Here is a 23,277-nt window from a genome sequence, read left to right as displayed (position 1 = left end):
AGCCGCACGGTCGGAGACCGATCACCTGGCCACACTCTCCCCGGATCGGCCTCTGGCCACATCGCCAGAGGCCGGACTCAGAGATCGGCTCAGAGGTCGACGATGTCGAGGAGCTGACCGAGTTCCTTGGGGTCGAGTTCGCGGAGTTCGCCGGTGTGCAGGTTGCCGCGGCGGACCGGGCCGATCGCCGTCCGGGTCAGTCGCTTGACCGGGTGACCGATCGCGTCGAACATCCGCCGGACGATCCGGTTGCGGCCCTCGTGCAGGGTGATCTGGACAAGCGTGCGGCCGCGGATGCTGGACATTTCCTTGACGGTGTCCGCCTGGGCGGGACCGTCGTCGAGGTTGACACCGTCGAGGAGGCGGCGGAGGTTCCCCGGCTTCACGTTGCCTTCGACCTCGGCGACGTACGTCTTGGAGACCTCGTACGACGGGTGCGCGAGGCGGTGCGCGAACTCACCGTGGTTGGTGAGCAGCAAAAGTCCTTCGGTGTCAGTGTCGAGCCGGCCGATGTGGAACAGTCGTTCTGTCCGGTCCTGCACGTAGTCCGCGATACACGGGCGACCCTCGGGATCGGACATCGTGGTCACGACACCACGCGGTTTGTTCAGCACGAGGTAGGCGTGCGCACTGGTCGGCGGAATCCGCTCCCCGTCCACCCGAATAACCGAAACCGCCGGATCCACCCGAGTCCCGAACTCGGTCACCACGGCGCCATCCACCTCGACGCGTCCCTGCTCGATCAGAATCTCAGCATTCCGCCGACTGGCCACCCCAGCCTGAGCCAACGCCTTCTGCAGCCGGATCCCCTCGTCCTCACTCACCCCGCTCACGCAACTCTCCACCACTAGATACCGCGCCCGAGGACTCAATCTCCTCAGCCGTCTGGTCATACGGATACCACCGACTAGCTGCCTCACCAGCCCCGACCACGGAGTCGTCGGACACCACCTGCTCGGTCGCGGGGGCGTCGTCGTCTGCCTCGCCCGCCGAAACGTCCTCCGCGGACACGTCGGCTTCAGCCGACTCGTGCTCGGGGCGCGCGTGCTCAGACGACTCGGCTGCGGACTCGTAGGACTCCACCTGCCCAGTCGCGAAGGCGTCGTACTCGGACTCGCCGGACTCGCCGGACTCGACCTGCTCGGTCGCGTGGGCGGCGTACTCAGGCTCGCCTGCCTCGTCCGCCGTGACGTCGTCCCCGGACTCCTCAGCCTGGACCGGATCGTGCTCGGGGCGCTCGCCCTCGGACTCGACCTGCTCAGTCGCACGTGCGTCGTACTCCGACTCGACGGGCTCGCGTGCCGCGTCCGCCGACATGTCCTCCGCGGACACGTCGGCTTCAACCGACTCGTGCTCGGGGCGCGCGTGCTCAGACGACTCGGCTGCGGACTCGTAGGACTCCACCTGCCCAGTCGCGAAGGCGTCGTACTCGGACTCGACGGGCTCGGTCGCGGTGGCGGCGTACTCGGACTCGTCGTCCTCGTCGTCGTCTTCCGGGTCGGTCGGGGTGGCGACGGGCGGGGCCAGGTCGTTTTCGAGGGGGCCGCTCTCGTCTTCCGCCGGCTCGGCGGGGGCTGGTTCCTCGGGGACGGGCGGGAGGGACTGGGCGGCGAGTTCGTCCTCGATGTCGTCCATGTCGGGGAGGTACGGCGCGAGTTCGGGGAGGTCGTCGAGGGACTGCATGCCCATTCGTTCGAGGAAGAACGAGGTGGTGCGGTAGAGCGTCGCTTGGGATTCGGTGTCGGCGCCGGCCTCCTCGACCAGCCCGCGTGCGATCAGGGTGCGCATGACGCCGTCGACGTTCACGCCACGGATGGCGGAGACGCGGGCCCGGCTGACCGGCTGCTTGTAGGCGACGACGGACAGTGTCTCGAGTGCCGCCTGGGTGAGCCGCGCCTGCTGCCCGTCGAGCACGAACCGCTCCACGAACGCAGCCGCCTCCGGGCGCGTGTAGTACCGCCACCCACCACCGATCTCACGCAGGTCGAACCCACGCCCCTGTTCGGTGTACTCCCCCGACAACTCAGCCAGCGCCGCAGTCACATCCCCCGTCGGCCGCCCCACCGCCCGAGCCAACGTCAACACCGGCAACGGCTCATCCGTCACCATCAGAATCGCCTCGATAGCCCGCCGCATGGTGTCGTCATCGATCACCACCTCGTCCCCAACAGGCACCTCAGTCTGCCCCGGTGGCAAGTGATCCTCACCCCCCGGTACGTCGCCCTCTTCACCCAGTACGCCGCCCCTGTCGCCAGAAGCAGTCTCCGCCGGGGAGTCGTCGCCGTCCGAGGTGGTGTCCGCCGAGGTGGTGTCCGCCCTGGAGTCGTCCGCGGTGGTCGCATCTGGGGAGTCGCTCCCGGTGGTGTCTACCGAGGCGTCGTCCGAGGATGCGTTCTCCTGCGACTCCGCGTCCGCGCCCGAGGTGTCGTCCGCCGGCGCTTCGTCACCGGAGTCGGTGTCGACCGGCTCCGAGTTGACCGGTGGGGTGGACTCCAGGGTGGCGTCCGCGTCAGCTTCCGCAGCAGGGGTGGTGTCGACGCCGGAGTCGTCAGCCGACGAGTCCGTGGCGGCGGCGTCCTGAAGGTCGCGCTCGTCCGACGAGACGTCTGCGGCTGGGGTGGTGTCTGCTCCGGCGTCGACCGCCGACGTGGTGTCGTCGTCTGCGGTGGTGTCGACCGGCTCCGGGTCCGAGGGGGCGTCCACGTCGGAGTCGACCGCCGACGACGCGTCTACGGGAGTGGGGTTCTGGGGGTCCTGCTCGTCCGACGGGGCGGGGGTCGGGGTGGGGGGTTCGGTCACTGGGGCACCGTCTCGTGGGGTGGTTCGGGGTGGGTGGGGGCCTCAGGGTCTTCGGTGAGGGAGTCGCCGGGCTCCAGGAACGAGTCCTCGTCGGTGACTGTGGGGGCTTCGCCGTCGTCGGAGGGCGGGAGGTTCTCTTCGTCGAACTCGTCGCTGACGGCGATCTCGCCCTCGTCGGTTCCGGTCCAGCGGATGGTCAGCTCGCCTAGCGGGGTGACCTGGTCGAAGGAGACGTCGGCGGAGCGGAAGAGCTCCAGGAGCGCAAGAAAACGGCAGACCGTGGTCACGGTGTCGGGTGAATCCGCGACCAGCATGCGGAACGTCGTACTGCGCTGACGACGCAACCGGTCCACGATCACCAGCGCCTGCTCGCGGACCGTGACAGCCGGCGCGTGCAGGTGGGCGAGAGACACACCCTCGGGGATGTTGTCCTTCGGCGCGAGCGCCTTCTGTGCCAGCAGCATCAACCCATTCGGATCGATGCCCAGCAACACCTCAGGCAGCAACTCCGCGAACCGCGGCTCAACCCCAACCGACCGCGGGAAGCTCTTCGCCTGCTGCGCCATCCGCTCCTGCACCAGCGCCGCGATCTGCTTGAACGCCCGGTACTGCAACAGCCGGGCGAACAACAGATCCCGCGCCTCGAGCAGCGCCAGGTCCTCGTCGTCCTCGACCTCGCCCTTCGGCAGCAACCGCGCCGCCTTCAGGTCCAGCAGCGTCGCCGCGATCAGCAAAAACTCCGACGTCTGATCGAGATCCCACTCCGACCCCAGCGCCTTGATATGCGCGATGAAGTCGTCCGTGATCACCGACAACGCGATCTCGGTGATGTCCAGCTTGTGCTTGCTGATCAGCTGCAGCAGCAGATCGAACGGACCGTCGAAGTTCACCAGGTGAACCTCAAAACTCTTGCCCTCGGCAACAGTCGGTACGGCGGCGTCGCCACCACCACCGATGTCCAAGGGCAGGGAGTCCGCCACGGTCACTCCGACGCCTTGAGCCGCCGTACCAGCACCGAGTCCGGTCCGTGGTCGACGAAGTCGGCCAGCAGGACGTCGATCGCCTCCCGGACGATCCGGCCGCGGTCCGCGCTGAGGCCGTGTTCGGCCCGCAGCGCCAGCCGCACCTGTTCCAGTCCGAGCAGCTCTTCTTCCGTCACGTACACGGTGATCTTCGTGTCGTGACGGATCCGTCCACTGGACTTCCGGTCGTCGGCGACCGCCGTGCGGGAACGCACGGAGCTCGACGCCGGTCCGTCAGTGGTGGTGCGCTTCTCGGGTCTGGTCTGCTGCGGTGCCGCACCCCCGAAGAGTTCACTGGCACCTGGCAGGCTCACCCGGCGGGACAACGCGCCAGCACCTCCTTGGCAAGATCGCGGTACTGCGTGGCCGCGGACGAGGACGGGGCGTACGTCGTGATCGGTTCGCCGACGACCGTGGTCTCGGGGAACTTCACGGTACGCCGGATGACGGTGTGGAAAACGCGCTCGTCGAAAGCCTGGACGACGCGGTCGAGCACCTCACGCGCGTGCGTGGTGCGCCCGTCGAACATGGTGCCGAGGATGCCGACGATCTCCAGCTTCGGGTTCAGCCGGTCCTGCACCTTGCCAATCGTGTCGGTCAGCATGGCCAGGCCGCGGAGCGCGAAGAACTCGCACTCGAGCGGTACGACGATGCCGTTCGACGCGGTCAGCGCGTTCACCGTGAGCAGACCGAGCGACGGTGCGCAGTCGATCAGGATCACGTCGTAGTTGGGGATGATCGGCTCGAGGACGCGCTGCAGCGTGTACTCCCGGGCGACCTCCTGGACCAGCTGCACCTCGGCCGCGGACAGGTCGATGTTGGCCGGCAGCAGGTCGAGGTTCTCGACCCGGGTCGGCTGGATGACCTCGGCCGGCGTGATGTCGCGCTGCATCAGCAGGTTGTAGACCGACAGCTCCAGGTCGTGCGGCTGCACGCCGAGGCCGATCGAGGCCGAGCCCTGCGGGTCGAAGTCGATCAGCAGCACCTTGCGGCCGGTCTCGGCGATCGCGGCGCCGAGGTTGATCGTGGTCGTGGTCTTGCCCACGCCACCCTTCTGGTTGCACATCGCGATCACCTGCGCCGGACCGGTCTTGGTCGGCGGCAGGGGCTCCGGCAGGTCCGGCATCGGACGGCCGGTCGGCCCGATCTTCCTCGGGCCGCTGGGATCGCTCACAGGTGCAAGGTCCTCCGCGGTGAGCTTGGCCGTCGGCCTCGGCATCGCCGCATAGTTCTCGGGTGGGGTCAGGGTGCGCTGGGGCGGCGCGCTGGGTTCGGCAGGCGTCGCCGCCGGCCCAGACAGTTCGGTGCCGTGCTGTTCGGTACCGTGCTGGGCGCCGGCGTACTGCTCGAGATCATGCTGCTCGGTGCCCGGGAATGTCGACTCGTTCATGACTCGCCAAACCTTTCAACCGATACGGGCGACGCCTGCGACTGTAAGCGTGCATTCAAGCACTCTCAAGCGGCCACTCCGCACCCGGGTCGAGCGGTTTCCGGTCGGCATTCCACGGCAGGCCGATCACCTCGTTGCGGTGACCGACCGTGAGCAGATCATTGCACACCGTGCCGATCCGCCCTACACCGGGCCCTACCTTACGACAGTGCGCGCGGGTGGGACGTCGCATAGACCTCGCGCAGCTTGTCCACGGTGACAAGCGTGTAGACCTGCGTGGTGGTCACCGACGCGTGGCCGAGCAACTCTTGCACCACCCGTACGTCGGCTCCACCGTCCAGCAGGTGGGTGGCGAACGAGTGCCGCAACGTGTGCGGGGAGATCTCCTTGGCGATCCCGGCCCGCTGCGCCGCACGCCGCAGTACTGTCCAAGCACTCTGCCGCGAGAGCCGACCACCGCGCGCGTTCAGGAACAGTGCGTGCGTACCGCGACCCCGTGCGACCAGATCGGGCCGGCCACGCACCTGGTACGCCGACAGTGCGTTCAGCGCGTAGCTGCCGACTGGGACGACCCGCTCCTTGCTGCCCTTACCACGCAGCAGCACTGCACCGACCTCCAGGTCGATGTCGTCGACATCCAGCCCGACTGCCTCTGAGATGCGCGCACCGGTGCCATAGAGGAACTCGAGCAGCGCAGCGTCCCGAGTAGCCAGTACGGCGGGCTCCGCCTCCGCACCGGCGGCGGCAGCCAGAATCCTGGTCACCTCGTCCACGGAGAGTGCTTTCGGCAACCGCTGTGGCGGTGCCGGCGGTTTCACGGCAGCGGCCGGGTCGACCGCAGTCAGCCCTTCCCGCAGACAGAACTTGTGGAAACCGCGCACCGCGACGACTGTGCGCCCCGCACTGGACGCAGTGAGTGGCGGATGGTCCTCATCGCCCTCACGCAACCGCATCAGGAAATCGCTCACCACTGCCTCGGTGACGCGGCCTAGCTCGGAAATCCCGGTGGCGCTCAGATAACCGTCGTACCGGCGCAGATCACGCCGGTACGACGCCAGGGTGTTCGCGGCGAGGCCGCGTTCGACCGTCAAGTGGTCGAGGTAAGCACCAACCGCCCGGCTGATGCTCAGACCAGGACCTCGTCCAGCTTGAGCTGGGAGATGTCGTGGGCATCCGCAACCGGGCCGTAGGTGACGTGGCCGTCGTAGGTGTTCAGGCCGAGCGCCAGGCTGTGGTCCTGCTTCAGCGCCTCGCGCCAGCCGAGGTTGGCCAGCTCGATCGCGTACGGCAGCGTCACGTTGGTGAGCGCGTACGTCGACGTGTTCGGCACCGCGCCGGGCATGTTGGCGACGCAGTAGAACAACGAGTTGTGCACCTGGTAGACCGGGTCCGCGTGGGTGGTCGGACGCGAGTCCTCGAAGCAGCCGCCCTGGTCGATCGCGATGTCGACGAGCACACTGCCCGGCTTCATCCGGCTGACCAGCTCGTTGTCGATCAGCTTCGGCGCCTTCGCACCGGGGACCAGCACCGCGCCGATGACGAGGTCTGCCTCCAGGGCAGCGCGCTCGATCTCGTAGGCGTTCGAGGCGATCGTCAGCAGGTGACCCTGGTAGATCTGGTCGGCCTGGCGGAGCCGCGCGATGTTGCGGTCGAACAGCTGGACCTGGGCCTGCATCCCGAGCGCGATCGCGGCCGCGTTCATCCCGGAGACGCCGGCACCCAGGATGACCACACGGGCCGGGTGCGTACCGGAGACGCCGCCGAGCAGAACACCACGCCCACCACCGCTGCGCATCAGGTGGTAAGCGCCGGACTGCGGCGCGAGCCGGCCGGCGACCTCGCTCATCGGGGCCAGCAGCGGCAGTGAGCCGTCCGGCAGCTGAACCGTCTCGTAGGCGATACCGGTGACACCGGCGGTCAGCAGCGCGTCGGTGCACTCCTGACTGGCCGCGAGGTGCAGGTACGTGAACAGCACCTGGCCCCTGCGCATCCGGTGGTACTCCTCGGCGACCGGCTCCTTGACCTTCAGCACCAGGTCCGCTTCGCCCCACACCTCGTCGGCGGTGGGCACGATCCGCGCCCCGGCCGTGACGAACTCCTCGTCGGGGATCAGCGATCCGCTCCCCGCGTTCTGCTCGATCAGAACCTCGTGCCCGTGGCGCACGAACTCGTGCACACCGGACGGCGTGATGGCCACCCGGTACTCGTGGTTCTTGACTTCCTTCGGAACTCCGACCTTCACTGCTTGCCCTTCTTTCCTTCCAGGAGGACGGCGCACATCGTTGTGACCGCGGCCCGGCGGTGAGCGGATGATGCCAGGTCGCTGCCGAGTGTATGCCTGCCCAGGCCATACCACCTGACCGGTTGGTCTGATCTTCATGTAACTCGTAAGTAGGGTGCCCGAATGGACAGCGAGGAGCTTCTCCCCGGCGGCAACGTGGGCGGAGCAGTCCGTATCGGCACCACAGTTCGCCGCACCACCGGCCCCTGGACTCCAGCTGTGCACGCACTGTTGCGACACCTCGCCGACACCAACCTGACCGGCGTACCGCGGGTGCACGGCCTCGACGAAAAGGGTCGCGAGATCCTCGACTTCCTTCCGGGTACGGCGTACGGCCCGGAGGTCCCGGACGACGCACTGGCCGATGCGATGCGCTGGCTCGCGCAGTACCACCGCGTTGTCGCGTCGTACCGGCCTGTTGGTCCGGTGGTGTGGCGAGCCGGTACGGCGGCGCTCGCGGCCGGCGAGATCATCTGCATGCACGACTACGGGTACTACAACTGGATCGGCACGTCTGAGGGTTTCAGCGGAGTCATCGACTGGGATCTGGCCGGTCCGGGCGTTCCGCTCGACGACCTCGGCTTCACCGCGTGGAACACGGCTCCACTCGCCGTAGCGATGGACCCGGCGTACCAGGCTCATCGGCTGCGACTGATGGCCGAGGCGTACGGCGGCGGGGTCACAGCGCTCGAGATTTTGGAGCGTGCACCGGTTAGCGCGCGGCGGTCGGCGCGGGTGATTCGGGCGGGGCAGGCGGCTGGTGACGCGGGCATGGTGAATCTGGCGAAGGTGGATGAACCGGGGCGCACCGAGGCGCGACTACCGGGGCTGTTAGCACGCGTCACGCAGGTGGCTGGTCACCTTTGACGTGACAACCATCATTGACGTGACCACCGTGCCATCAGAGATGCTTCTCCTTGCAAGTACCGCCCGACCGCCCCGGGTGTGCGCCTGACAGTGGGATGACGAGAGGGGTACGACGTGGCGATCGAACTGGGACGCTTCGGGGTCTGGCACGGTGCGCAGCACTGGGGTCCGGAACTCGCGGCCGGGCTGGAGCAGGCCGGGTACGGCGCGCTGTGGCTGGGCGTGTCCCCGGGAGCCGGTCTGCGCGACGCCGAGGTGTTGCTGGCCGCAACGAATTCTGTTGCTGTCGGCACCAGCGTGGTGAACATGTGGAAGTCGCCGGCCGAGGAGGTGGCGGCTTCGTACCACCGGCTCGAGGAGTCTGCGCCGGGGCGGTTCCTGCTGGGGGTGGGCATCGGACACCGGGAACGCACCGCGGAGTACAAGTCGCCGTACGAGACGATCGTGTCCTACCTCGACGAACTGGACGACGCGAAGGTGCCGGCCGATCGACGCGCGCTCGCAGCGCTTGGTCCGAAGGTGCTGCAGCTGGCCGGTAGCCGCGCTGCGGGCGCACTGCCGTACCTGACCACTCCTGAGCACACTCGGGAAGCACGCCGGAGTCTCGGTGGTGGCGTGCTGCTCGCGCCAGAGCAGAAGGTGGTGCTCGAGACCGATGCGGACATCGCGCGGACCACGGCCCGCGACTACCTGGCGACGTACCTTGCGTTGGGCAACTACGTCACGAACCTGAAGCGCCTCGGGTTCACCGACGACGACATCGCCGACGGCGGCAGCGACCGGTTGATCGACGCGCTCGTCCTGCACGGGTCGGCGGTCGAGATCGCCGAGGGGCTGCAGGCCCACCTGGAGGCCGGGGCCGACCACGTCGCGATCCAGCAACTGGGTCGCGAGGGCATCGACCTGCTGCCCGGATACGAGGCCTTGGCAACCGTTCTCCAATAGGGGTTGACGACACCTCTTGACGGCTGGCCTAAGCGGAGGAATATCAGCAGTAGACGCACCACATTTCGTGGTGCGCACACTGGAGGTGTTTCCCCATGACTGAGCGACACGAGTTGCGGTGGGGTGGCTTCGCCGGGCTGGCTTTCGTCGTCCTGGCTCTCCTGGGCAGGTTCCTGCCCGGCAACCCACCGAACATCGACGAATCACAGAGCGCCATCACCGCCTGGATCGCCGACAACCGCGACATGCTGCTGACCAGTGCGCTGATGTGGGCCGCGGCCGGCGGGTTGGTGATCTGGTTCGCGTCCGCCTTCGCCGAGGCGATGCGGGAGCGGGACGAGCGCAGTGACGTGCATCTGGCGTTGCTGGCCGGCTCGGTCCTGGTCGGTGGTGCGATCTTCGTGAACGCGGCGATGTCCGGTGCGATGGCGTTCGGGATCGACGGCCGGGACGCCGCGCTCACGATGATGCTGTTCCAGATGACGTCGGTGATGACCACGATGATCGGGTTCGCGGCAGCACTGCCGTTGGCCGCGGCCGGCATCGGAGTCATGCGCACCCACCTGATGCCGAACTGGCTCGGCTACCTGGCCCTGCTGGCAGCAGTGGTGTCCATCGCCGGCTCGTTCGGCATCTTCGCCTCGACCGGCTCGTTCGCTGCCGGTGGCTTCCTGATGACAGGTGTCCCGTTGCTGCTCTCGGCACTGTGGATCGCCTGCGCCGGCGGCTACATGGTTCGCGAGCACCTGCCCGAAATGACGACCGGGGAGGCCGCCGTACCGCAGATGTGACGTCTCAGTCGCCCGGCAGCATCTCGAAGTCCGTGAAGTCGAAGCCGGGCGACACCACGCACGACACCAGCACTGCCTGATCTCCGGCCGGCCGCGCAGCCTGCCACGCGCCGGCCGGGATCACCACCTGCGGCTGCTCACCAGCCGCCACGTCCGGCCCCAGCGTGAAGGACTCGGCCTGCTCCGGACTGTCGCCGTACTGGAGTGTCAGCGGCCCACCGGAGTGCCACAGCCAGATCTCCGCCGACCGCACCCGGTGCCACTGCGACTCCTCCCCAGGTGCCAGCAGGAAGTAGATGGCCGTCGCACTGGCCCGCTTGCCGTCGTACCCCTCCGGCTCGAAGCTCACCTCGGACCGCCACGTCTCGCGGTACCACCCGCCCTCCGGATGCGCCTCGAGTCCCAGCAGCTCCGCCAAATCCGGTTTCGTCATGCCCCAATCCTCCGGCACAGTGCAAGGCATGACAGAACTGCCTTCTGACTACCACCGCAACCTCCCGTACGGCGAGCGGATGTCGGCCGAGCCATTCATCGGCGATCCGATGTTCCCGTTCGAAGGCGACCTGCAGGTCGACCCGCTGGATCGGTCGGCTCGATGCGGTGGGTCGCACGCACTTCAACCGGTGGGGCGATGGGAGCGAGCACTTCCACCTGTGGTTCCTGGCGCGGCCGGTGGGGCAGATGCAGTTGCGTGGCGCGATGATCGCGCTCTGGGACGACATGCTGCCGAACGTCCCGTCGGAGCAGCACAACGAGTACGTACGGGTGGTCGCCGCCGCCCTGGGTGAGGGCGGCGGCGAGGCGGTGCTACCGGCCGCCGAGTGAGCGGGCGATCAGGATGTCGGTCTTGCGAACCGGAGGACCGTCGAGGTTGTCCGGGTTGTCCTCGCTGACGACGGTGCCGCCGGCGGCGACCTTGTCGAGCGTCCTCAGGCCGGTGCGGTCGACGGTGCCGAAGACGGTGTAGTTGGGACGCAGCCGCGAGTCGGCGAAGACCAGGAAGAATTGGCTGCCGTTGGTGTTCGGGCCTGCGTTCGCCATGGCGAGCACACCGCGGGCGTAGACCTTGCGGGTGCCAGTGGTGTCGCCCGGCCAGTTCGGCAGGTCGGTCGGGAGCTCGTCCTTGTAGGAGTAGCCCGGACCGCCCTCACCGGTACCACTGGGGTCGCCGCACTGCAGGACCTTGAGAGTCGGGTACAGCGTTAGCCGGTGGCAGGTGGTGAAGTCGTAGAACCGGCTCTTGGCCAGGTGCAGGAAGCTCTGCACCGTGCACGGCGCCTTGGCGCGGTCCAGCGACAGAAGCATCGGCCCCTGGTTGGTGGCGATCAGCACCTTCACCACGCCCTTGTCCGGCGTGTGCTGCGGGTCAGGTGGCAGCGAGACCGGCCGGGCCGGCGGCTCGTCCGGAGTCGTCGTGTAACCGCACGGGCCCTTGGTGCTGGTCGGCGGTGCGGCGTGCGCCGGAGTGGCCACCAGCAAGCTGGCCACCAGCACCGTTGCACCTACGATCGCTGCCTTCATCAGTTTCCTCCCACTGCCACAGTGAACAGCCGCAGGTCGCGGTTCTTCGGAAGCGTCATACTCACCGGCGTCCGGGTCAAGCTCACAGGCGCCGTGGCAAAGATGTGCGTGGTCACGTTGTCGCGGCCGCCACCAGCCTCGTTCCGGTACGGCGTGGTGGCGACGATGACGTTGCCGAAGTGCACGGTGTCGCCGCCACCGCCGAGTGTCCAGTCGCTGAAGGACAGGTCGATCGGCTGCGTACTGCCGTCGCTGAAGTTCAGCGTGGCGGTGGTTTGCTGGTTCCCGTTCACCGCGCTGCCGATGAACGACAGCTTCGTCGTACCAGCCGGCAGGTTGAGGTTGAGCAACTGACCGTCGGCAGGCACGTTGTCAGGGTCGCCGACCGGTACGTCGGGCCAGGTGAACGTCAGCCCCTGCACGGTGCCACTGCCACCTGGTGTCAGACCGGCCGCGGCCAACGCCTGGCGCGAGTAGCTCACTCCCCCACCGTCGTAGTCGGCCTCGTTGTGGTCGCCTGCGTCGTCAGAAGCGGCCGTGCCCTCGCGCAGCACGAAGAACGAGTTCGGTAGTCCAACGACCACAGTGAAACCCACCTGCGGTAGCGCAGTGCCGTCCGCGGCCTTGACGGACACAGTGACCGGGTAGCGACCATCCGGCGTACCAGCCGCAGCCGTGATCGTCACCGGCGCACTGCCGTCCTGCTCGACGCGGAAGGAGCCAGTGGCCGGGTTCGGAGTCAGACCAGGCGGCGTCTTCACCGTGTAGGTGACGTCTTGCGGTGTGCCGCTCAGCCGGTGCGCCTTGATCGACACTGCGGCGCTCGTGGTGCCCGGTGCGACGACCACTCGGCTCTGATCGGTTGACGTCTGGAATGGGATCTCACCGGCACGCCACGACGGCGGTGCGTCCGACGGCTTCGAGCCCCACGACACGTTGGCCGACGTACCGAGTTTGAAGTCGAGAGTGCCGCCGTACCGGACGAAACTCTCCGGCAGCCACGGCTTGGTCGACGTACGCCCGTTGACCTTCAAGGACTGCACGTACGGCGCGTCTGCGCCCGGAGCGTTGATGCGGATCGCCCGACCGCCGTCGCGGTGGATGACAGCGCGCGGGAACAGCGGTGCGGCCACCTGGAGCTCAGAACGGCTCGGGACGTCGGGGTAGAGCCCGAGCGCGGTCCACACGTACCAGGACGACATGGCGCCCAGGTCGTCGTTTCCAGGGATGCCACCGGTGCTGGTGTTCCACAGCTGCGTCATGGCTTGGCGCAGCGTCTCCTGCGTCTGGTACGGCTTGCCGGTGAAGTTGTAGATCCACGGTGTGTTGATCGACGGCTCGTTGTCCATCTCGGCGTGCAGCTCACCGGCCCTGGTCAGCGCCCAGGTGCCATCCGGGTTCTTGAAGAACGCATCCAGCCGCTGGTTCGTCTTGTCGACTCCACCGATCGCATCGACCAGTCCGGCGCGGTTGTGCGGAACCATCCACGTGTACTGCGCACTACTGCCCTCAGCGAAGCCATCACCAGTCGACGGGGTGAACCCGGGCCAGGCGCCGTTGTCGTCGCGGTTCTGGATGTAGCCGCCGTTCTCCGGGTTGAACACGTTCTGCCAGTACTGCGACCTGTTCAGGAACCGCTTGTACGTCGACAAATCACCAGTCCGCTGAGCCAGCTGCGCCACCGCGAAGTCAGCAGTCACATCCTCGAGCGTTTCGACCGCACCGCCCCAGGCGTTGGACTTGGTCGGGATGTAGTGCAGCGCAAGGTACTTGTCGAGCGAAGGCCGCTGCCCGATCGACATCACTGGCTTACCGGCCGAGCTGAGGTCCTTCTCGGTCGGAACCGTCGCCGCCTGCACCAGCGACTTCAGCGCACTCCGTACGTCGAAGTTCGTGCCACCGAACGCGTAGATGCCAGCCACCGCCGGTGCGGCCGGGTCACCGGTCATCACCGCCGTACTGCCAGAGGCGTGGGTCCAGCGGTCCCAGACACCGCCGTTCTGATCGGCCTGGTTCAGCAGCGACTGCGCGACGTCACCTGCCTTGTCCGGTTCCAGCAACGCCAGCAACTGCACCTGCGACCGGTAAATGTCCCAACCCGAGAAGGTCGCGTACTGCGCCTGCTGACCACGCGCAACGCGATGCACCTTCTGGTCGAAACCCCAGTACTGGCCGTTGACGTCACTGAACACGTTCGGATGCAGCAGTGCGTGGTACAGCGCCGTGTAGAAGGTAGTGCGCTGGTCGGTGCTCCCACCGGTGATCTCGATCCGGTTGAGCTGCTTTCGCCAGTCCTGCTTGGCTTTCGCAGCAGTAGCGCTCACCGAAGTGCCACGCGGGTTCTCAGCACGCAGGTTGGCCAGTGCGTTCGCCTTGCTCACGTACGAGATGCCGATGCGCATCGTCACCGTGCTGCTGTCGAAACCGACGTACCCACCCGACCCCTTGTTCGCCGGCATCCACCCATCCGCGCCGTACGTCGTACCGCCGCGTGCGCTCGTGCTGTCCGGAGTGACCGTGCCGTCGGTCCAGGTGCCGGTGTTCTTGAAGGGCTGGTCGAATTCGGCGACGAAGTGCAGCTTGTAGTAGCTACGGCGACCAACACTCGCCAGGTAACCGCAGAAGTTGCCACTGGTCACCTCACCGGAGACGGTGCGCGTCTTCGCGTCGATACTGACCTGCGCATCACTAGAGCCGACCTCGGAGTTGGACGTCCGGAACAGCAGTGACTTCGCCTTGTCCGCCGGGAACGTGAATGCAGCCGACCCGGTCCGCGTCGTCGCACTCAGCTCCGCAGTGGCACCAGAGTCCAGTCCGACCTTGTAGTACCCGGCCTTGGCCACCTCATTGGCGTGGCTGAACGTGCTGGCGTAGACCTCGTCCTTCGCATCACTCTGCGGCGAACTGGTGACCTCACCGACGTACGGGAAGATCGGAATGTCCCCCGACCCACCAGCACACCCTGTGCCGCTCATGTGCGTCAGGCTGAACCCACGGATCTTGCTGGCCGAGTACAAGTACCCACCGGGCGCGGCCGTCCGGTAGGCATTCCCCCGACTGGTCTCCGGACTGAACGAGAACATCCCGAACGGCGACACCGCCCCAGGGAACACATTCCCCAGGTTCGACGTCCCGATCAGCGGATCCACGTGCTCAGCCGGGTCAACCGACGTACTAGCGATCCGGGTGGGTCCAACCACCTCCCGGATATCCAGCGGAGGCTGCGGCGTCGCCTGAGCCGACAGGCTCGTTCCAAGACCAGCAGCCAGCGTTGCGAGCACAGCAGGCAGAGTTATGAGCACAGCAGTACGGCGGCGCAGGGCGGTGCGCGACATAGGTGTTCCCCACCTTCGACATCAAAATTGGGCGGCGTGACATCGTTGTCAGCAAGAAATACCTGTAGTGACCGCACCTCGTCAAGCGTTACGGCAGAGTCCAGCTCTGGGCCGGGCTGCTGTTGCAGTCGAACAGCTGCAGCTGGACGCTGCTGTCAGGCTTGCCGCCCGGCACGTCCAGGCAACGGCCGGACGGAACGTTCATCAGCACCCCACCCGGCCGCGGCCACCACTGCTGTGCCCCACTGCCGTTGCACGACCACAGCTGGATCTTCGTGCCGTTTGCTCGGCCGCTCGAGGAGGCGTCGAGACAGTGGCCGCGTGCTCGCATGGTCCCGTCAGATGCCAGCGTCCAGGTCTGGTTGATCGTGGCGTTGCACTCCCACAGCGCCACTGGCGCTCCAACGCTCGGCGCGTCCCCCTGGGCGTCGAGACACTTCCCCGCGACCCCCTTCACCGCCGTACTGGTCCGCGGCTGCGTCGGCCCCACGTCGTACGACGGCGGCGCATCGGCCGCGGCGCTCGCCCACGTCGTACTGGCTGTCGCACCGAGGGCGTAGTCGAGCGTGCCGCCGGCCGCAACGAAGTCCTCTGACAGCCAGGCCCGGTTGGAGGCCTGCCCGTTGACTCGCAGGCTCTGGACGTACTTCACGCTGTCAGAAGCGTTCGGTGCGTTGATGGTGATCGTCTTGCCGTTGCCCCGGTCGATTCTGACGGTCGGAAACTGCGGACTGGCCAGCACGAGCTCAGACCGCCCCGGTACCTGCGGATACATCCCGATAGCCGCCCAGACCGCCCAGGACGACATCTGACCGAGGTCGTCGTTTCCGACCAGACCGTCCGGCGTCGGCTTGTACAGCGACGTCAGCACGCGCCGTACGACGTCCTGGGTCTTGTACGGCGTTCCGGCGTACAGGTAGGCCCACGGGATGTTCGCGGACGGCTCGTTACCCAGGTAGGCGAAGGCCTTGTGCGGACCGGCGTTGAGCTGGCTGAAGAAGTTGTCGAGGCGGGAGTTGACCGTGGCGTTGCCGCCCATCATGTCGAACAGACCGCGGTAGTTGTGCGGCACCATCCACGTGTACTGCGCAGCGTTCCCCTCGACGTAGGAGTCCTCCATTTCGGGGGAGAACGGCGGAAAGCTGAGGTCGGCGTTCCGCGGCTGGATGATCCCGTTGATGTGCAGGTTGCGCCAGCCCTGCGACCGGCGCAGGAACTTCTCCGCCTCGGGTTTGTGCCCGAGCCGCGACGCCAGCTGGGCCACAGCGAAGTCGGCGACGTCGTACTCGAGGGTGCTGGCCGTCGCGCCCAGCACACCCGGCTGGCCGTGCGGGACGTAGCCGATCGCGTTGTACTGCTCGAATCCCGGCCGCTGTTTCGGGTCGGCAGCGCCGGCGACCATCCGCCACCAGCCCTCGTTCGCGTCGAACGACGTCGCGCCGAACGCGTACAAGGTCGACAGCACGACGGGTATCGGGTCGCCGTTCATCACATCGGTCGGGGAGTTCAGGAACGTCCAGCGATCGTAGTACCCGGTCTGCTCGGCCTGGTTCACCGCGGACTGTGCGATGTCCGACGCCTGCTCCGGCGCGATCAGCCCGAGCAGCGCGACCTGCGAGCGATAGATGTCCCACCCGGAGAAGTTCGCGTACTGCGTCTGTCCCGCCGGCGCGGTGTGCACCTCCTTGTCCATACCGACGTACTTGCCGTCGACATCACCGAAGACGTTCGGGTGCAGCAACGAGTGGTAGAGCGCGGTGTAGAAGGTCTTCAGCTGACTGTCCGTGCCACCACCGACGTCGATCCGGCCGAGCAGCGCATTCCAGTCGGCCCGAGTGCCGTCGCGCACAGCGTCGAAGCCCCGGGTCCCGGTCTCGGCCGCGAGGTTCGCCTTGGCACCGTCGAGGCTGACGAACGACACGCCAACCTTGGCGGCCACCGTGCGATTCGTGCTGGTGTCGAAGGAGACGAAGGCCGTGGCCCCGCTGGTGTTCACGGAACTGAACGGACGGTCGAAACTCAGGTGGAAGTAGAGCCGGTACCTGGTCGACGTGAAGCAGAACCCACCGCTGTCGGCCCACCCCGAGATCGTGTCGGTCCCAACCGTCACCGACCCCGTCCCGCCCATCGCAGATTTCGCCGCGTCCACCGACAGCGACGCCTGCTGACCGGCCGGATAGGTGAAGCGAGCACCGCCACTGCGCTGCGTGGCCGTCAGCTCGGTCCGCAGCCCGTTGTCGAACGTGACCGCGTAGGCACCAGGAGCGGCCGACTCGTTCGCATGACTGAACGTCGAATGCTCCACCGGAGCACTGCCGAGAACAGGCATGATCGGCACGTTCCCCAACGCCTTACAGCCGGCCCCGGACAGATGCGTGAGGCTGAATCCCGCGATCCGGTTGTCGCCGTACTTGTACCCGCCTTGCGTCGGCTCGGCGGTGTCAGGACTCCACTGCACCATCCCGAACGGCGCGACCGCCCCCGGGTACGTGTTGCCCGCTCCCCCACCATGCCCGAAGTCCGGCCCGCCGTCCTGCGTCCCCACGAACGGATTCACATACTGCGCAGGATCAGCAACCTGCGGTATCACCTGAACCACCGGCTGAGCCGCCTGCACGACCGGCGGAGCAACTGCGACAACGAGGGCGAGCGCGAGTGCACGAACGAACATGGCGGCCTCCGGGCGGTAGGCCGCCATGATTTCCCGCCCAGCCGACGCCAGCCACGCTTTCCATCCACGTCGAACCGGCCCGCGTTATCGTCGGCAAGTGATCAACGGAGCCCACGTCATCATCTACAGCCAGAACGCCGAAGCCGACCGAGCGTTCCTGAAAGACGTCCTCGGCTACCCCCACGTAGACGCCGGCCACGGCTGGCTGATCTTCAAACTCCCACCCGCCGAAGTCGCCGTACACCCAACCACCACCACCGAGTCCCACGAGCTCTACCTGATGTGCGACAACCTCGACCAAACAGTCGCCGACCTGACCGCCCAAGGCGTCGAGTTCCCCCACCCACCCGAAGACCAAGGCTGGGGCATCCTCACCACAATCCGCCTCCCCGGCGGCAGCAACCTAGGCCTCTACCAACCCCGCCACCAACCGGCCCACAACCTCTGACGAGCACTCGCCGACCCGCCGGTTCACGGGGTCGATCCGCCGGCCGTCAACGCATACGCGCCGGTCTCGCGCTTCAGGCGCGACGCCTTGGTTTCGCCACCTCCCACCGCACTCAGGTGGGCATGCGTCGGTACGACGATCACGGGGATGTCGCGACGGTTGACCACCTTCACAAGCGCGTCGAAGGCGGCCGGATCAGTGGCGAGGTGTTCCACGAAGACCTCGCGCAGGACGAGGCCTCGCCGGTGCGCGAAGAGCGCCAGTTGCTCTGCTGTCTGCTCGAGCTGCGCACAGGTCATCGATGGGTACTGCCGCAAGTAGCCGACCGCCGATGTGAGCTGGGCGGGACAACCGCTCGATCCAGTGCTGCTCATCGCTTACTCCCTCAGGGTGACATCGAGAGCGAATATTCCAGATTCAAGATGGAATATCAATCCAAAAGATGCGTCTCTTGATGAGATATTCCATCTCGACCGGCATCGCGCTAGGCTTCCGCTGTCATCGCCCCTTGACCGAAGGAGAACCCCGATGTCTCAGCTACGGCGGATCGCTGGAGATTGCCCGGACAACAAGACATGTCCGGCGGCCTGGACGATGGACACCGACCCCGACTCGGTCTACGTCGTCGGCTCGATCGTCGAGGACCTTCAGGACCTGCTCGCGAAGGCCGGCCCGGGCGAAGCAGTGGTGCGCGTCCCTCGAAGCCTGTGGGAGCGCCGTTGATGTTGCCCGAAGAGCAGGTGGACGCGATCTTCGAAGGGTTCTCGCACAGCGCGTTTCGCCTTGAGACCCTTGACTATTACCACGTGGGGTCGGACGGCGGTGACGTCGCGCGCTATCTCGCCGGCGCACCCGAACCGGATCCGGATCGCAAGGGACCGTGGCTGAACCAGCTTCGCGCCGAACGGGCGGCCGGGAAGCTCAGGCACCGCGTCCACGTCCTCCGTACGCCGTTGAGCGACTACCTTCGCTACGAATGCGAGTGGGGGTATCTGCCGAACGCTGCCGCCGGGGAAGAGATCCACATCCTCGATCTCTCCGAGCACCCACTGCCGACCGAGGTCGAACGGCTCGAGGACTTCTGGCTCATGGACGACGAGACGGTCCTGCGTATGCACTACGACGAGCTGGGCGTGTATCTCGGCGCCAGCCTCGCCGAGGACGTCGTACCGTATCGTCGGAGCCGCGATGCCGCCCTCGCTGCCAGCACAACCTTTGGCACCTGGTGGAGCGATCATCCCGAGTACTGGCGTGCCAACCAACAAGAATCGGAGAAGCCGAGCCACGCATGACTGGTGCGGACGACACCTCGGGTGCTCTCGATCTGGCCGCGGTACTGCGTGAGTTCCGGCGCCGTGCCGGTCTCGGCGGTATCGAAGCCGCCCGCCGGGCCGGCGTCAGCCAGTCGAAGATCTCCAAGCTCGAGAACGGCGCGCTTCGAGCAAGTCCCGAGGACGTCCGCTCGCTGTGTGACATCTACAGTGTTCCCGCCGCTGAGCGCGAGAACCTGGTCAGGCTGGCCGCCGAGCTGAAGGCCGAGAGTCGCCTGTCCAGAGTCGTCATGACCCGAGGCGCTGCGCGGCTCCAGCATCACATCGGTCAGCTGGAAGCGAAGGCAACGCTACTGCGCAGCTACCAACCCGCGATGATTCCAGGCCTCCTGCAAACGCGCGCCTATGCGAGGCTCGTCTTCGGTGGTGGCCTGTCGGACGACGAACGCGACGCGGCAGTCGATGCCCGCTCGAACCGGAGCAGCGCCCTGGACGACGACACCAAACAGTTCAAGCTCGTAATCACTGAGGGCGCACTGCGATGGCAGGCCGGCAACCCGCAGGTGATGGCTGATCAGCTCGACGCCATCATCACCGCGTCGCGCCGCCCGAACGTACGTCTGGGTGTGGTTCCGTGGACGACGCCGGTCGAGGTCTTCTGCACGCACGCCTTCCACCTCTACGACTCCGCCGCCGTGCTCATCGGAACCGAGATCGCCTCAGCCATCCTCGATTCCAGCGACGACGTGAGCGTGTACGACGAACTCTTCGATCGACTCGAGCTCGTCTCGTCCACAGGTGACGACGCCCGCCGAGAACTACTTCGAATCAGAAGCGACTACCAGCTACTCGGCCGATGACAGGTAACCGCACTCTGCTACTCGTGACCTGTGGGGCTCCGCTTGCGGCGCGTCTCGAGGACGGCGTACGTGTTGCCCGTGAACTGGGCTGGACGCCGTACGTCGTTCCTACCGACTCGGCTATGCCGTGGCTCGACGAGCTGGACCTGGGTGATGTGCCGATTGTCGTGGGCAATCGAACGCCTCATGAGCCTAGGCGCACACCGCCTGCAGATGGTGTTGTCGTTGTCCCTGCAACGTTCCATACGCTCAATGCCTGGGCGAGTGGGATCGCCAGCTCGTATGCATTGACCACGCTGTGTGCGGCTCTTGGCTCTCGGACACCTACGGTTGCTGTGCCGTACGCCAGCGCCGAGCTCACCAACCACCCTGCCTGGTCCGTGTCGGTTGCCATGCTCCGGCAAGCAGGTGTGCGAATCGTTGACCCTCAGACTGGCTCGACCGAGTCGCTGGAACCAGTGGAATCAGGCACGCGTGGGCGAATCGTCGGGGAGTTCCGCTGGGACTGGGTGTTCGGCTGCCTCGCGCCGCGGAGGTAAGCAGGCATGGCCAGCCACCGGGGGTTCGGGCTGCGGGCGGTAGCCCGCAGGGTCCGGGCGGTAGCCCGGGAGGGAAGTAAGGGCGGGCGGGTGCGCGCGTAGCTGGCGCGACGAAGGAGCGACTGCGTAGCACGCGGGGGAAGAACTCCCTACAAATCCTTTGCCGGCCAGGGGGAGTCGGCTGGGCGGAGGGTTTCGAAGCCGGGGCCGTTGAGGGCGGTCCAGGCGGCTAGGGAGCCCATGACGAGGATGGGGTTCTGGAGGTGGCCGGCCAGGACTGCGCCTACTACTTCGACGAGGGGGGCCCAGACGGTTTCCATGTCCGCTTCCTCGTGGAGGCGGGTGTAGGCCTCGTCGGCGGGTGAGAGGTCGCGGGCCAGGAAGATGCGAACGGCCTCGTTCGTCAGGCCGGGTGACGTGAAGGCGTCGACGAGGATTCGCCAGTCGGCGGCCTTGGTGCCGGTTTCTTCCCAGAGTTCGCGTTCGCCACCTAGGCGGTACTGCTCGCCTTGTACGTCGAGGAGTCCGGCCGGCGGTTCGAGCAGCCGGTAGCCGACCGGGTGCCGGTACTGGCGGACCAGGAGCATGCGGTTCTTGTCGTCGAGGGCAACCACACCGACCGCACCTGGATGCACGACGACGTCGCGGACGAAGGCGTCGCCGCCCGGAGGTTCGATGGTGTCGCGACGGACCGAGATGACTCGGCCCGTCGAGTGCACCGTCTCGGACGACGAGACCGGCCACTTCTCCGGTACGTCGGCCAGTCCGGCGCCGAAACGCAGTTCGGGGTGGTCCATCAGGCCTTGACCGTCTCGGCCTTGGCCTTGGCAGCGGCGGGCTTCTTCGAAGGAGCAGGCTCTTCGACCGGGAGGCGGGACTCGCGCTGGCGGACCAGGGCGGCGGCGACCAGGCCGGCGAACAGCGGGTGCGGCTTGGTGGGGCGCGAGCGGAGCTCGGGGTGCGCCTGCGTGGCGACGAAGTACGGGTGCTGGGCGCGGTCGAGCTCGATGAACTCGACCAGCTCGCGGTCCGGGGACAGGCCGCTGAAGACCAGGCCGGCGGTTTCGAGCTTGTCGCGGTAGGCGTTGTTCACCTCGTAGCGGTGGCGGTGCCGCTCCTGGATCGTGGCGGCGCCGTACAGGCTGCGGACGATCGAGCCGTCCGCCAGGTTCGCCGGGTAGAGGCCGAGGCGCATCGTGCCGCCCATGTCGCCGCCACCGGCGACGATGTCCTTCTGCTCCTCCATGGTCGCGATCACCGGCTGCTCGGCATCCGGATCGAACTCGGTCGAGTTCGCCTCCGTCAGGCCGGCCAGGTCGCGCGCCACCTCGACGACCATGCACTGCAGGCCGAGACACAGACCAAGGATCGGTACGCCGTTCTCGCGGGCGAACCGGATCGCGCCGATCTTCCCCTCGATTCCACGCACCCCGAACCCACCCGGAATGCAGACCGCATCGACATCGCCGAGCAGCTTCGCAGCACCCTCCGGAGTCGCGCACTCGTCGGAAGCGATCCACCGCAGGTTGACCTTGGCGTCGTTGCCGAAACCGCCGGCCCGCAACGCCTCGGCGACCGACAGGTACGCGTCCGGGAGGTCGATGTACTTGCCGACGAGAGCGACCGTGACCTCGTCCTTCGGGTGGTGCACGACCTTCAGCAGCTCGTCCCAGCGGGTCCAGTCGACATCGCGGAACGGCATGTTCAGGCGACGGACGACGTACGCGTCCAGGCCCTCGGCGTGCAGCACCTTCGGGATGTCGTAGATGCTCGGCGCGTCGACGGCCGCGACCACGGCTTCCAGGTCGACGTCGCACATCAGCGAGATCTTCTTCTTCACACCCTCCGGGATCGGCCGGTCGGCGCGGCAGACGATCGCGTCGGGCTGGATACCGATCGAGCGCAGCGCGGCCACCGAGTGCTGGGTCGGCTTGGTCTTCAGCTCACCGCTCGGGGCCATGTAGGGCACCAGCGAGATGTGCAGGAAGAAAACGTTGTCGCGGCCGACGTCGTGCCGGACCTGCCGCGCCGCTTCGAGGAACGGCAGCGACTCGATGTCGCCGACCGTGCCGCCGATCTCGTGCAGGACGACGTCGACATCGGGGCCCGCCATCGCGAGCATCCGTTCCTTGATCTCGTTGGTGATGTGCGGGATCACCTGGACGGTGTCGCCCAGGTACTCACCGCGGCGCTCCTTGGCGATCACGCTGGAGTAGACCTGGCCGGTCGTCACGTTCGCGACCTGCGACAGGTCGCGGTCCAGGAACCGCTCGTAGTGGCCGATGTCGAGATCGGTCTCGGCACCGTCGTTGGTGATGAACACCTCGCCGTGCTGGAAGGGGTTCATGGTGCCGGGATCGACGTTGAGATACGGATCCAGCTTCTGCATGGTCACCCGGATGCCCCGTGCCGTCAGCAGACTGCCGAGGCTTGACGCCGTCAGCCCCTTGCCGAGACTGGAGGCCACGCCACCGGTGACGAAAACGTGCTTGGTCTGCTGCGAGCTCGAAACCCTGTCCACGGGCCTCCAGCCTACC

At 66.9% G+C, this 23,277-nt stretch carries 23 protein-coding genes; 9 read left to right on the top strand and 14 right to left on the bottom strand.

The features are described 5' to 3' along the window. Window positions 1-89 precede the first annotated feature (89 nt). From ABD231_RS21140 to ald, 7 genes are all read right to left on the bottom strand, one after another. Window positions 90-824: a pseudouridine synthase gene (locus tag ABD231_RS21140; protein ID WP_344155826.1), complete on the bottom strand. Its 735-nt coding sequence runs from the start codon at window positions 822-824 to the stop codon at window positions 90-92. Beyond that, on the bottom strand, window positions 817-2,799 hold the full coding sequence (gene scpB / locus ABD231_RS21135) for an SMC-Scp complex subunit ScpB (RefSeq protein WP_344154484.1): 1,983 nt from the start codon (window positions 2,797-2,799) through the stop codon (window positions 817-819). The genes ABD231_RS21140 and scpB overlap by 8 nt, the downstream gene beginning before the upstream one ends. After that, window positions 2,796-3,779, bottom strand: coding sequence for a segregation and condensation protein A (locus ABD231_RS21130; RefSeq protein WP_380156204.1), 984 nt, complete (start codon window positions 3,777-3,779; stop codon window positions 2,796-2,798). Before ABD231_RS21130 ends, scpB begins: the two co-directional genes overlap by 4 nt. A 2-nt stretch (window positions 3,780-3,781) precedes the next feature. Beyond that, a complete protein-coding gene (locus ABD231_RS21125) occupies window positions 3,782-4,147 on the bottom strand; it encodes a hypothetical protein (protein WP_132407981.1) in 366 nt (121 codons plus the stop codon). Further along, on the bottom strand, window positions 4,132-5,040 hold the full coding sequence (locus ABD231_RS21120; RefSeq protein WP_344155819.1) for a ParA family protein: 909 nt from the start codon (window positions 5,038-5,040) through the stop codon (window positions 4,132-4,134). The genes ABD231_RS21125 and ABD231_RS21120 overlap by 16 nt, the downstream gene beginning before the upstream one ends. 371 nt (window positions 5,041-5,411) lie before the next feature. Then, window positions 5,412-6,341: a site-specific tyrosine recombinase XerD gene (gene xerD, locus ABD231_RS21115; RefSeq protein WP_344155816.1), complete on the bottom strand. Its 930-nt coding sequence runs from the start codon at window positions 6,339-6,341 to the stop codon at window positions 5,412-5,414. Beyond that, window positions 6,338-7,453, bottom strand: coding sequence for an alanine dehydrogenase (gene ald, locus ABD231_RS21110; RefSeq protein WP_344154479.1), 1,116 nt, complete (start codon window positions 7,451-7,453; stop codon window positions 6,338-6,340). The genes xerD and ald overlap by 4 nt, the downstream gene beginning before the upstream one ends. A gap of 162 nt (window positions 7,454-7,615) precedes the next feature. Between ald and ABD231_RS21105 the strand changes: the two genes are divergently transcribed. The 3 genes from ABD231_RS21105 (at window position 7,616) to ABD231_RS21095 (ending at window position 10,095) form a co-directional block, all read left to right on the top strand. Beyond that, the gene (locus tag ABD231_RS21105; protein ID WP_344154476.1) at window positions 7,616-8,359 is read left to right on the top strand and encodes an aminoglycoside phosphotransferase/kinase family protein; all 744 of its coding nucleotides are present in this window, start codon (window positions 7,616-7,618) and stop codon (window positions 8,357-8,359) included. A 114-nt stretch (window positions 8,360-8,473) separates the two neighbouring features. After that, window positions 8,474-9,304, top strand: coding sequence for an LLM class F420-dependent oxidoreductase (locus ABD231_RS21100; RefSeq protein ID WP_344154473.1), 831 nt, complete (start codon window positions 8,474-8,476; stop codon window positions 9,302-9,304). Between the two features lie 95 nt (window positions 9,305-9,399). Next, window positions 9,400-10,095, top strand: a complete 696-nt coding sequence (locus ABD231_RS21095) for a DUF4386 family protein (protein WP_344154470.1) — start codon at window positions 9,400-9,402, stop codon at window positions 10,093-10,095. Window positions 10,096-10,099: 4 nt separating this feature from the next. Here the strand turns inward: ABD231_RS21095 and ABD231_RS21090 are convergent, their stop codons facing one another. Beyond that, window positions 10,100-10,528 (bottom strand): cupin domain-containing protein, encoded by a 429-nt coding sequence (locus ABD231_RS21090; RefSeq protein WP_344154468.1) that lies wholly within the window; start codon window positions 10,526-10,528, stop codon window positions 10,100-10,102. A gap of 167 nt (window positions 10,529-10,695) precedes the next feature. Between ABD231_RS21090 and ABD231_RS21085 the strand changes: the two genes are divergently transcribed. Further along, a complete protein-coding gene (locus tag ABD231_RS21085) occupies window positions 10,696-10,920 on the top strand; it encodes a hypothetical protein (RefSeq protein WP_344154466.1) in 225 nt (74 codons plus the stop codon). On the opposite strand, the gene ABD231_RS21080 is transcribed toward ABD231_RS21085, so the two are convergent. The 3 genes from ABD231_RS21080 to ABD231_RS21070 all read right to left on the bottom strand — a co-directional run bounded on the left by ABD231_RS21080 (window position 10,903) and on the right by ABD231_RS21070 (window position 17,649). Beyond that, a complete protein-coding gene (locus ABD231_RS21080; RefSeq protein WP_344154464.1) occupies window positions 10,903-11,616 on the bottom strand; it encodes a peptidylprolyl isomerase in 714 nt (237 codons plus the stop codon). The two genes, ABD231_RS21085 and ABD231_RS21080, sit on opposite strands and share 18 nt — an antisense overlap. After that, entirely contained in the window at window positions 11,616-14,951 is a 3,336-nt protein-coding gene (locus ABD231_RS21075) for a GH92 family glycosyl hydrolase (RefSeq protein ID WP_344154462.1), read from the bottom strand. The genes ABD231_RS21080 and ABD231_RS21075 overlap by 1 nt, the downstream gene beginning before the upstream one ends. An 88-nt stretch (window positions 14,952-15,039) precedes the next feature. Further along, window positions 15,040-17,649: a GH92 family glycosyl hydrolase gene (locus ABD231_RS21070; protein ID WP_344154460.1), complete on the bottom strand. Its 2,610-nt coding sequence runs from the start codon at window positions 17,647-17,649 to the stop codon at window positions 15,040-15,042. Between the two features lie 70 nt (window positions 17,650-17,719). Between ABD231_RS21070 and ABD231_RS21065 the strand changes: the two genes are divergently transcribed. Beyond that, window positions 17,720-18,070: a VOC family protein gene (locus tag ABD231_RS21065; RefSeq protein ID WP_344154458.1), complete on the top strand. Its 351-nt coding sequence runs from the start codon at window positions 17,720-17,722 to the stop codon at window positions 18,068-18,070. Window positions 18,071-18,093: 23 nt separating this feature from the next. On the opposite strand, the gene ABD231_RS21060 is transcribed toward ABD231_RS21065, so the two are convergent. Continuing rightward, window positions 18,094-18,444 (bottom strand): thioredoxin domain-containing protein, encoded by a 351-nt coding sequence (locus ABD231_RS21060; protein ID WP_344154455.1) that lies wholly within the window; start codon window positions 18,442-18,444, stop codon window positions 18,094-18,096. Between the two features lie 154 nt (window positions 18,445-18,598). On the opposite strand from ABD231_RS21060, the gene ABD231_RS21055 reads away from it, so the two are divergent. From ABD231_RS21055 to ABD231_RS42210, 4 genes are read left to right on the top strand one after another with little or no spacing between them, the layout of a single operon-like run. Next, a complete protein-coding gene (locus tag ABD231_RS21055; RefSeq protein WP_344154452.1) occupies window positions 18,599-18,793 on the top strand; it encodes a hypothetical protein in 195 nt (64 codons plus the stop codon). Window positions 18,794-18,810: 17 nt separating this feature from the next. Then, complete coding sequence (locus ABD231_RS21050; RefSeq protein ID WP_344154449.1) at window positions 18,811-19,362, top strand: DUF6879 family protein; 552 nt, start codon at window positions 18,811-18,813, stop codon at window positions 19,360-19,362. Continuing rightward, window positions 19,359-20,201, top strand: a complete 843-nt coding sequence (locus ABD231_RS21045; RefSeq protein WP_344154446.1) for a helix-turn-helix domain-containing protein — start codon at window positions 19,359-19,361, stop codon at window positions 20,199-20,201. The genes ABD231_RS21050 and ABD231_RS21045 overlap by 4 nt, the downstream gene beginning before the upstream one ends. Next, on the top strand, window positions 20,198-20,740 hold the full coding sequence (locus ABD231_RS42210; RefSeq protein WP_380156231.1) for a flavoprotein: 543 nt from the start codon (window positions 20,198-20,200) through the stop codon (window positions 20,738-20,740). The genes ABD231_RS21045 and ABD231_RS42210 overlap by 4 nt, the downstream gene beginning before the upstream one ends. A 149-nt stretch (window positions 20,741-20,889) precedes the next feature. Here the strand turns inward: ABD231_RS42210 and ABD231_RS21035 are convergent, their stop codons facing one another. Further along, window positions 20,890-21,537 (bottom strand): NUDIX domain-containing protein, encoded by a 648-nt coding sequence (locus ABD231_RS21035; protein ID WP_344154442.1) that lies wholly within the window; start codon window positions 21,535-21,537, stop codon window positions 20,890-20,892. Next, complete coding sequence (gene pyrG / locus ABD231_RS21030; protein WP_344154440.1) at window positions 21,537-23,261, bottom strand: CTP synthase; 1,725 nt, start codon at window positions 23,259-23,261, stop codon at window positions 21,537-21,539. The genes ABD231_RS21035 and pyrG overlap by 1 nt, the downstream gene beginning before the upstream one ends. Between the last annotated feature and the right edge of the window lie 16 nt (window positions 23,262-23,277).

This window comes from Kribbella yunnanensis, assembly GCF_039529655.1.
GTDB lineage: Bacteria > Actinomycetota > Actinomycetes > Propionibacteriales > Kribbellaceae > Kribbella > Kribbella yunnanensis.
This window is presented reverse-complemented; position numbering and strand designations above follow the sequence as displayed.